This window comes from Halomonas sp. I1, from assembly GCF_032334135.1.
Taxonomy (GTDB): domain Bacteria; phylum Pseudomonadota; class Gammaproteobacteria; order Pseudomonadales; family Halomonadaceae; genus Halomonas.
On the sequence record NZ_JAVXUS010000033.1, the window covers coordinates 1 to 10,007 of the forward strand.

At 62.3% G+C, this 10,007-nt stretch carries 7 protein-coding genes; 5 read left to right on the forward strand and 2 right to left on the reverse strand.

Annotation, left to right across the window (positions count from 1 at the left end):
• Positions 1–183: 183 nt before the first annotated feature.
• From clpB to ilvN, 3 genes are all read left to right on the forward strand, one after another.
• Positions 184–2,766 (forward strand): ATP-dependent chaperone ClpB, encoded by a 2,583-nt coding sequence (clpB, locus tag RSO41_RS18355; RefSeq protein WP_315620708.1) that lies wholly within the window; start codon positions 184–186, stop codon positions 2,764–2,766.
• 544 nt (positions 2,767–3,310) lie between these two features.
• Positions 3,311–5,035, forward strand: a complete 1,725-nt coding sequence (locus tag RSO41_RS18360; protein ID WP_315620709.1) for an acetolactate synthase 3 large subunit — start codon at positions 3,311–3,313, stop codon at positions 5,033–5,035.
• A complete protein-coding gene (gene ilvN, locus RSO41_RS18365; protein ID WP_013331089.1) occupies positions 5,035–5,526 on the forward strand; it encodes an acetolactate synthase small subunit in 492 nt (163 codons plus the stop codon). Before RSO41_RS18360 ends, ilvN begins: the two co-directional genes overlap by 1 nt.
• Positions 5,527–5,648: 122 nt before the next feature.
• Here ilvN and RSO41_RS18370 read toward each other — a convergent pair whose 3' ends face one another.
• Positions 5,649–6,656 carry an NAD(P)-dependent alcohol dehydrogenase gene (locus RSO41_RS18370; RefSeq protein ID WP_315620710.1) on the reverse strand — a complete coding sequence of 336 codons (1,008 nt, stop codon included), beginning with the start codon at positions 6,654–6,656 and terminating at the stop codon, positions 5,649–5,651.
• A gap of 91 nt (positions 6,657–6,747) precedes the next feature.
• Entirely contained in the window at positions 6,748–7,638 is an 891-nt protein-coding gene (gene ilvY, locus RSO41_RS18375; protein WP_315620711.1) for an HTH-type transcriptional activator IlvY, read from the reverse strand.
• Between the two features lie 189 nt (positions 7,639–7,827).
• Here ilvY and ilvC point away from each other — a divergent pair, with 189 nt between their 5' ends.
• Both ilvC and pssA read left to right on the forward strand, forming a co-directional pair.
• Positions 7,828–8,844, forward strand: a complete 1,017-nt coding sequence (ilvC, locus tag RSO41_RS18380; protein WP_315620712.1) for a ketol-acid reductoisomerase — start codon at positions 7,828–7,830, stop codon at positions 8,842–8,844.
• 128 nt (positions 8,845–8,972) lie between these two features.
• The gene (gene pssA, locus RSO41_RS18385) at positions 8,973–9,809 is read left to right on the forward strand and encodes a CDP-diacylglycerol--serine O-phosphatidyltransferase (protein WP_315620713.1); all 837 of its coding nucleotides are present in this window, start codon (positions 8,973–8,975) and stop codon (positions 9,807–9,809) included.
• The last annotated feature ends 198 nt before the right edge of the window (positions 9,810–10,007 follow it).

The following is a 10,007-nucleotide window of genomic DNA, read 5'->3' on the forward strand; positions in this document are numbered from 1 at the left end:
TTCGGGGGTATTCTCTGGCCGGCTTACGGCTTACGGCTTACGGCTTACGGCTTACGGCTTACGGCTTACGGCTTACGCTTGACTTGAAAACCGTTCCATCAGACGCCATTTCCTTTGTCAAGACACATTGACAGGGTCAGGCGGCGCGTCCGAACGCGTCGTTACCCCGATGGAGGAAAGCGAATGCGTTTCGACAAGTTTACCGCCAAGTTGCAGAACGCCGTGGCCGATGCCCAGTCGCTGGCGGTGGGGCGCGGCCATAATCAGCTCGAGCCCGGCCATCTGTTGCTGGCCTTGCTGGATGCCAGCGATACCGGCGTCAAGGCGCTGGTGCAGAAGGCCGGCGGTGATGCTGCCCGGTTGCGCGATGCCCTGACGGGGCATCTGGACGACCTGCCACGAGTGACCGAGTTTGATGGCGAGGTGCAGCCATCCCGGGATCTGGTCAAACTGTTCAACCTCACCGATCGCGAGGCCCAGAAGCGCGGTGACCAGTATATCGCCAGCGAGCTGGTGCTGCTCGCGGCCCTGGAGATGCGTCATGCGGTGAGCAAGGCGCTGACCCAGGCCGGAGTGAACCGCAAGGCACTGGAGACGGCCATCGACAGTGTGCGCGGCGGTACCCGGGTTGATGATCCCAATGCCGAAGATCAGCGCGAGGCGCTGGATAAGTACACCCTGGATCTCACCGAGCGGGCGACCAACGGCAAGCTCGACCCGGTGATCGGTCGCGATGATGAGATTCGACGGACCATTCAGGTGCTGCAGCGTCGTACCAAGAACAACCCGGTACTGATCGGCGAGCCCGGGGTGGGCAAGACCGCCATCGTCGAGGGGCTGGCCCAGCGCATCGTCGATGGCGAGGTGCCGGAAGGCCTCAAGGACAAGCGTGTACTGTCGCTGGACATGGGCGCGCTGCTGGCCGGTGCCAAGTTCCGCGGCGAGTTCGAAGAGCGCCTGAAGGCGGTGCTCAAGGAACTGGCTCAGGAAGAGGGCCGGGTCATCCTGTTCATCGATGAGCTGCATACCATGGTCGGTGCCGGCAAGGCCGAGGGCGCCATGGATGCCGGCAACATGCTCAAGCCGGCGCTGGCCCGCGGTGAGCTGCATTGCGTGGGCGCCACCACGCTTGACGAGTATCGTCGGTACATCGAAAAGGATGCCGCCCTGGAGCGCCGCTTCCAGAAAGTGCAGGTGGATGAGCCGACCGAAGCGGATACCATCGCGATCTTGCGCGGCCTCAAGGAGCGCTACGAGGTGCACCATGGTGTCGATATCACCGATGGCGCCATCATCGCCGCCGCCAGGTTGTCGACGCGGTACATCACCGATCGTCAGTTGCCCGACAAGGCCATCGATTTGATCGACGAGGCGTCATCCCGGATTCGCATGGAGCTCGACTCCAAGCCGGAGGAGATGGATCGCCTGGACCGTCGCCTGATTCAGCTCAAGATGGAGCGCGAGCACCTCAAGAAGGAGACCGACGAGGCCTCTCGCAAACGTCTCGAGAGTCTCGAGGAGCAGATCGGTGAGCTCGAACGCGAATATGCCGACCTGGATGAGATCTGGAAGGCCGAGAAGGCCAGTATCCAGGGGGCGGCTCAATTCAAGGATGAGCTCGACCGGGCGCGGATCGACCTCGAGCAGGCGCGGCGCCAGGGCGACCTCGGGCGGATGTCCGAGCTGCAGTACGGCGTGATTCCTGAGCTCGAGCGAAAGATCGCCGAGAGCAGCGAGGAAGAGGCCGATACCTCGGAGCACCGGCTGCTGCGCTCCAATGTCACCGAGGAGGAGATCGCCGAGGTGGTCTCGCGCTGGACGGGCATTCCGGTCGCCAAGATGCTGGAGGGCGAGCGCGACAAGCTGCTGCGTATGGAAGAGGCGCTGCACGAGCGGGTGATCGGCCAGGATGAGGCGGTCACGGCCGTCTCCAACGCCGTGCGCCGTTCGCGAGCCGGGCTCGCTGATCCTCATCGCCCCAACGGCTCCTTCCTGTTCCTCGGTCCGACCGGGGTGGGCAAGACGGAGTTGTGCAAGTCACTGGCCGGCTTCCTCTTCGATACCGAAGAGGCCATGGTGCGCATCGACATGTCCGAGTTCATGGAGAAGCATTCCGTGGCGCGGCTGATCGGTGCGCCCCCCGGCTATGTTGGCTACGAGGAGGGCGGTTACCTGACCGAAGCCGTGCGCCGCAAACCCTATTCGGTGCTGCTGCTCGATGAGGTGGAGAAGGCGCACGCCGATGTCTTCAACATCCTGTTGCAGGTGCTCGAGGATGGCCGACTCACGGATGGTCAGGGGCGTACCGTGGACTTCCGCAACACGGTGATCGTGATGACCTCCAACCTGGGCTCGGACATCATCCAGCGCATGGGCGGTGACGACAGCGACTACGAACAGATGAAGGCCATGGTGATGGAGGTGGTAGGCAACCATTTCCGGCCTGAGCTGATCAACCGCATCGATGAGGTGGTGGTCTTCCACGCCCTGCAGCAGGAACAGATCCGGGCCATCGCCGATATCCAGCTCGATCGCCTGCGTGGCCGGCTGGCCGAGCACGACCTCTCGCTCGAGGTCTCGTCCGAGGCCATGACGCAGTTGGCCGCGGCCGGCTTCGACCCGGTCTTCGGTGCCCGGCCGCTCAAGCGGGCGATCCAGAGCCGCATCGAGAACCCGCTGGCGCAGGATCTGCTGGCCGGTCACTTCTCGCCCGGCGAGACGATTCGTGTCGGGGTCGAGGGTGATCGGCTGGTCTTCCAGCACTGACGACCCGGCGCCACTGACTCATCGGTGTCGCCTATACTGACGTTCAGGTTGCGTCCTGTCCTTGTACGCCCGTCGATCCTTGTGGTCGGTCGGGCGTTCTTTTCATGCCGCTGAGGCGTCATGGCACGGTGATTTACGCGTAAAGAAGGGTTCAAGGTTGACACTCCGCGACCGCTATTGGAATCTTGACCTTTCCTGATACGGGCGCGGATTCAAGCGGGCGATCCCCCATTCCCGCGCGAAGGGTAGGCCAAGGGCCTCTACCCGCCGAAGGACTTCCGGGTTCGGGCCAACCGCCCGACCTGGCCAATGCCCCGACGCGGTGATCCGCCGTGAGAGGGAATGGCTGACTCATGTCGTGATCGACCTGTCGATCACGGTGGTGGCTCAGGATTCCCGACGAGAGTGCTGGCCCTAACCGGGCCTCAATAAGCCAGGGTTTGGCATCAGGTGCCGGCGTGTCCGGCAGCGGCATACCGCCGCACTCGAACTCGTGTCCCGATAGACACGAATTGCACTCGAGACCTCCAGGGGAGAAACATCTGTGGAATTGCTTTCCGGCGCGGACATGATCGCCCGCTTCCTGCAGGATGAGGGCGTCGAATACATTTATGGCTATCCGGGCGGCGCGGCGCTACACATCTATGACGCCCTGTTCCGTCAGGACAAGGTCAAGCACATCCTGGTGCGCCACGAACAGGCCGCCACCCATGCCGCCGATGGTTATGCCCGAGCGTCGGGCAAGCCAGGTACGGTACTGGTCACCTCGGGGCCCGGTGCCACCAATGCCGTCACCGGCATCGCTACCGCCTACATGGACTCGATTCCGATGGTAGTGCTGTGCGGTCAGGTGATGAGCCACCTGATCGGTGACGATGCCTTCCAGGAGACCGACATCATTGGCGTGACACGCCCGATCGTTAAGCACAGCTTCTCGATCCGGCATCCGTCCGAGATTCCGGAAGTCCTCAGGAAGGCCTATTACCTGGCCTCGACCGGGCGACCCGGTCCGGTGGTGGTGGACATTCCCAAGGACATGACCACGCCCACCGAGCGTCACGAATACGTCTACCCGAAAAAGGTCAAGCTGCGCTCCTACAACCCGGTTGCCCGCGGTCATACTGGCCAGATCAAGAAGGCCGTGGAGCTGATGCTCAAGGCTCGCCGCCCGGTGTTCTATACCGGGGGCGGTGTGGTCACCGGACATGCCTGCGAAGGGCTGACCGACCTGGTCAAGCGGCTGGGGCACCCCATCACCACCACCTTGATGGGGATCGGCGCCTTTCCGCAGAGCGATGATCAATGCCTCGGCTGGCTGGGCATGCACGGCTCCTATGAGTCGAACATGGCCATGCACCATGCCGACCTGATCATTGCCATCGGGGCGCGCTTCGACGACCGGGTCACCAACAATACCTCGAAGTTCTGTCCCACGGCCAAGATCATCCATGTCGATATCGATCCCAGTTCGGTGTCCAAGACCGTGCGTGCGGACGTGCCGATCGTCGGCCCCGCGCAGAGCGTGATCAACGAGATGATCAGCCTGCTGCAGGGGCGGGAAATCGCCGATACCGAGGCACTCGACGAATGGTGGCAGACCATCGAGGGCTGGCGCGAGGAACGTCGTGGCAAGCTCTACGAGCCTTCACAGTCTGGGGAGTTGCTCAAGCCACAGGAGGTCATCGAGGCGATCTGTCGTCTGACCCGGGGCGAAGCCTATGTCACCACCGATGTGGGCCAGCACCAGATGTTCGCGGCCCAGTACTACAAGTTCGACAAGCCCAACCGCTTCATTACCTCCGGTGGGCTCGGGACCATGGGCTTCGGCTTCCCGGCAGCCATGGGCATCAAGCAGAACTTCCCCGATGAGCAGGTGGTCTGCGTGACCGGCGAGGGCAGTTTCCAGATGATGATGCAGGAGCTGTCGACCTGTAAGCAGTTCGGCGGCGGCGTGAAGATCATCAATCTGAACAATGCGTCGCTCGGCATGGTGCGTCAGTGGCAGGATCTCAACTACAAGTCGCGTCACGCGCACTCCTACATGGAGTCGCTGCCCGATTTCCAGAAACTGATCGAGTCGTATGGCTTTACCGCGTTGCGGGTAGAGACGATGGAAGAGCTCGAGCCGGCATTGGAGAAGACCTTTGCCGACAAGCACGAGCTGGTGTTCCTCGACGTCATGGTCGACCCGCACGAGCACGTCTATCCGATGCAGGTGCCCCTGGGCTCCATGCGTGACATGCTGCTTTCGAAGACGGAGCGGAGCTGATGCGCCATATCATCTCGATTCTGATGGAAAACGAACCGGGCGCCTTGTCTCGCGTGGTGGGGCTGTTTTCCCAACGCAACTTCAATATCGAAACCCTCAACGTCGCACCGACCGAGGACGAGACCCTCTCGCGGTTGACCGTGACCACCGTGGGGGATGACCGGGTGATCGAGCAGATCACCAAGCATCTCAACAAGTTGATCGATGTGGTCAAGCTGGTCGACCTTACCGAAGGTAGCCACATCGAGCGCGAGCTGATGCTGGTCAAGGTGAAGGCGCTGGGCGCGGCGCGTGACGAGGTCAAGCGCACCGTGGATATCTTCCGCGCGCAGATCGTCGACGTGACGCCGAGCCTGTACACGGTGCAGATCACCGGCGATGCCGAGAAGCTGGATGCTTTCCTGCAGGCCATGGCGCCGGTGGGCATTCATGAGGTGGCGCGGACCGGGGTCTCGGGCATTGCCCGGGGCGACAAGGTGCTGTCGCTGTGAGCGACGGCTGCGCCGCGGCGACCGGCCTATCGCCGTTCGCCATGTGAGTCCACGCGGTGGAATCCAGTGAGCCGCCCCCTGCGCCGGGGGCGGCTTTTTTGCGTCGCGCCAGGGGATACCGTTCAGATGTCCAGGCAGATCTTGCCGAAGTGCTTTTGCGACTCCTGGTGACGAAATGCCTCGGCGATATCCTCGAGCGCGAAGTGTCGATCGATGATCGGTTCGATGCCGAGGGCCTCGATACCGCGAATCATCTCCTGCTGGTGAGCCCGGCTGCCCACGATGATGCCCTGCAGGCGCGCCTGCTTGGCCATCAGCTTGGCCGTGGGGATGTCGCCGCCACGGCCTGTCAGTACGCCAATCAGCGAGATATGGCCACCGATACGTACCGCCTCGATGGACTGGGCCAGGGTGCCGGGGCCACCGACTTCGACGATGTGATCCACGCCGCGGCCTGCCGTGAGCTCCTTCACCTTGGCGCCCCACTCGGGGTGAGTGCGGTAGTTGATGGTGTCGTCGGCGCCGAGCGATTCGAGTCTTGCCAGCTTGTCGTCCGATGAGGACGTCGCGATGACGGTAGCCCCCATGGCTTTGGCGAACTGCAGGGCGAAGATCGAGACGCCGCCGGTGCCCAACACCAGCACGCTATCGCCGGCCTTGATGCCGCCTTCCACCACCAGGGCGCGCCAGGCGGTCAGTCCGGCAGTGGTCAGTGTCGCCGCCTGGGCATGGCTGTAGCCGCGTGGCGCATGCGTGAACCAAGTCTGGGGGCGGACCACCGTTTCTCGAGCATAGCCGTCGACGCCATCACCCGGGACTGTCTTGAAATCGCCAACCTCGGCGGGCCCCGTCAGCCAACTGGGAAAGAACGTGGACACCACCGAGTCGCCCACGTTGAAGGCATCGACGTCTGTGCCGACAGCCTCGACCACACCCGCGCCATCCGACATCGGGATGCGTCCGTCTGCGGTGGGCATGGCACCGCTGACGACGCCGTAGTCATGAAAGTTGAGGGAGCTGGCGCGAATTCTGACGCTGATCTCGCCAGGTCCCGGAGCACCGGGGGCATCATGCTCTTGCGTGCGTAGGCGATCCAGCCCGCCTGGACTGGCCAGGGTAACGACCTTCATGGGGAAGTCTCCATGCCGAAAGCATTTGTTAGCTTGCTAATTTTATAAGTCTGACGTCCTTTCCCGATGAGAACAAGCCGGGAGGTGACGTTCAACTGCGCTCCTCGACTTCGTCCCAGAGGGCATGGATGAGCGGGCTTCGCAGGCGTCGGTTGAGCACACAGAGGCCGACATCGTAATGCGGGAGCTCCGGCTTGACCGGCAGGATCCGCACGCGTTCCGACAGCGGGCTGGCTTCCAGCACGATGCGGGGTACGACACCGACGCCGAACCCCAGGCCGACCATGCTGACGATGGCCTCATGTCCGGCAACCTGAGCATAGATCCGGGGCGAGATACCCAGCGCCTTGAACCAGGTATTGCTGACTTCACGCGATAGCCCCGATTCGGAGAGTACCATCGGCACGTTGCGCCACTGCTCTGCGCTGGGCGTGCGCGGATCGGCCGGTACCCACTCATGTGCATCGCGTGGCGCAATGAATACCAGCGGCGAGCGAGTCAGCGACTTGAAGGCGAGCCCTTCGGGCAACTGCCGGGGGCGCGAGGTGATGGCCATGTCCTCGTTACCGGCCAGTACTCGTGGCATGGCCTGGGCGGGATCGCCGGTATGCAGTTTCAGCTCGATGCCCGGATAACGGGTGCGAAACTCGCTGAGCAGATCATAGAGAAAGCTGTAGCTGGCGGTGACTGAGCAGTAGATGCTGATCTCGCCGGTCAGGGTATGGGCTTCGCTCATCAGTGACTGACGCAGTTGCTCCCACTGTTCCAGGGTGTCCCGTGCGTAGGCGTGGAAGCTGTGTCCCTGGCGAGTCAGGGATACATGGCGATTGTCGCGCTCGAACAGCCTGACGCCCAGGCTCGCCTCCAGCTGCTGGATGGAGCGGGAGAGGGTCGAGGGGCTGACGTGGCACGCTTCACTGGCGCGACCGAAATGCAGAGTGTCGGCGAGCGTCAGGAAGTGTTTCAGGGGGCGCATGTCCATGTGACCATTATTTCACATATCGGGATGTGATATTGCAAATATAGCGTTTTACGCAACGTTACCCCTGGCGTAGAGTCGAGCCATCGACAGGGCCAAGGGCCTGCTGGCATCTCCCAGCGCCGCGACAAGACGGCGCGGGTGGCCATCGACGCTGACACTCATGTTCAACCTCGCTTTCAGGAGCACCCCATGCGCGTTTACTACGACAAGGACTGCGATCTTTCGCTCATCCAGGGCAAGCAGGTGGCCATCGTGGGCTACGGCTCACAGGGCCATGCCCACGCCAACAACCTCAAGGAGTCCGGTGTCGACGTGACCGTCGCGCTGCGCCAGGGCTCTTCCTCCGCGGCCAAGGCCGAAGCGGCAGGCCTCAAGGTCGCCACCGTGGAAGAGGCCGCCCAGGCTGCCGACGTGATGATGGTGCTGGCGCCCGACGAGAATCAGAAGGCCATCTATGAGCAGCAGATCGCGCCCAACCTGAAGCAGGGCGCGACACTGGCCTTCGCTCACGGTTTCAACATTCACTATAACCAGGTCGAGCCGCGCGCCGACCTGGATGTGATCATGATCGCGCCCAAGGCGCCGGGACACACCGTGCGTTCCGAGTTTACCCGAGGCGGCGGGATTCCGGACCTGATCGCGATCCAGCAGGATGCTTCCGGTAGCGCCAAGGAGCTGGCCCTGTCCTATGCCGCGGCCATTGGCGGCGGTCGCAGTGGCATCATCGAGACTACCTTCAAGGACGAGACAGAGACCGACCTTTTCGGTGAGCAGACGGTGCTCTGCGGCGGCGCCGTGGAACTGGTCAAGGCTGGTTTCGAGACCCTGACCGAAGCCGGTTATGCACCGGAAATGGCGTACTTCGAGTGCCTGCATGAACTCAAGCTGATCGTCGACCTGATGTACGAGGGCGGCATCGCCAACATGAACTACTCCATTTCCAATAACGCGGAGTATGGTGAGTACGTTACCGGCGGCGAGGTCATCAACGAGCAGTCTCGTCAGGCCATGCGCAATGCCCTGAAGCGCATCCAGACCGGCGAGTATGCCAAGATGTTCATCAACGAGGGCAACAGCAACTACCCCTCCATGACCGCGCGTCGCCGCCTTAACGCGGAACATCCGATCGAGCAGGTCGGCGAGAAGCTGCGGGGCATGATGCCCTGGATCGCCGCCAACCAACTGGTCGACAAGTCCAAGAACTGATCGACCCGTTCGGGTGAGAAAGGATCGGGGGCACGGTTATCCGTGCCCCCGTTGTGTATAGAGTCGTGAGCGATCCTGCTTGCTGTGTGTAGAATGACAAGGACCTTCAGCCGCAACGGAAGACACAGATGAGCCAAGACCCCAGCAACGGCGAGCATGACAGACGCGAATCGGATGACGAGGATCTGGCCACGACCTTCGTGCGCGAATCGGAAGTGGTCGAGGAAGCGCTGGAGGATGGCAAGAAGGTGAAGCGCAGGGGCATCTACCTGCTGCCTAACCTGTTCACGACATCGGCGCTGTTTTCCGGCTTCTTCGCCGTGGTGGCTGCCATCAATGGCGACTTCACGGCGGCATCGATCGCCATCTTCATTGCCATGGCCCTCGATGGCCTGGATGGCCGCGTCGCACGACTGACCAACACCCAGAGCGATTTCGGCGCCGAGTACGACAGCCTCTCCGACATGCTGTCCTTCGGTGTCGCCCCCGGACTCGTCGCTTTCATCTGGATCCTGCAGGACGTCGGCAAGACCGGCTGGGTAGTGGCATTCCTCTACGTGGCCTGCGCGGCATTGCGCCTGGCACGCTTCAATGTGCAGATCGGCAGCGTCGACAAGAAATGGTTCATCGGCCTGCCCAGCCCCTCGGCCGCCGCCGTGGTGGCCGCAAGTGTCTGGACTTTCCACAGTTTCGATGCCGAGGCCTTCGGCTTCAAGCTCTGGATGCTGTTCCTCGTCGGGGCTGCCGGTGTACTGATGGTCAGCAATATTCGCTACTACAGCTTCAAGGATATCGACCTCAAGGGCCCCGTGCCTTTCGTCATGCTGCTGGCCATCGTGCTGGGGTTCGTGGTCATTTCCATCGAGCCTTCCCTGATGCTGCTGCTGCTGTTCGGCACTTATGTGGCATCGGGTCCCGTGCTGGCCGTGCTGCGTAAACTGCGCTCGCCGCGCGAGCCGTCCTGACGGGGCTCTGCCTTCCTGGCATTGATCGAGGCGCCCGCCACGAGCGGGCGTTTTCGTCGATGGTCTCGGAACGTGTCTTGTCCACAGTCGGCATGTGTCGCAAGGGGTTGTGGATGAGTTTTCATCGCCTTGCGATCTTTTCGTCACGTTATTGTCGCAAAGGGCTTGCATCACCGGCTCGTGATCCGTAAAGTACGC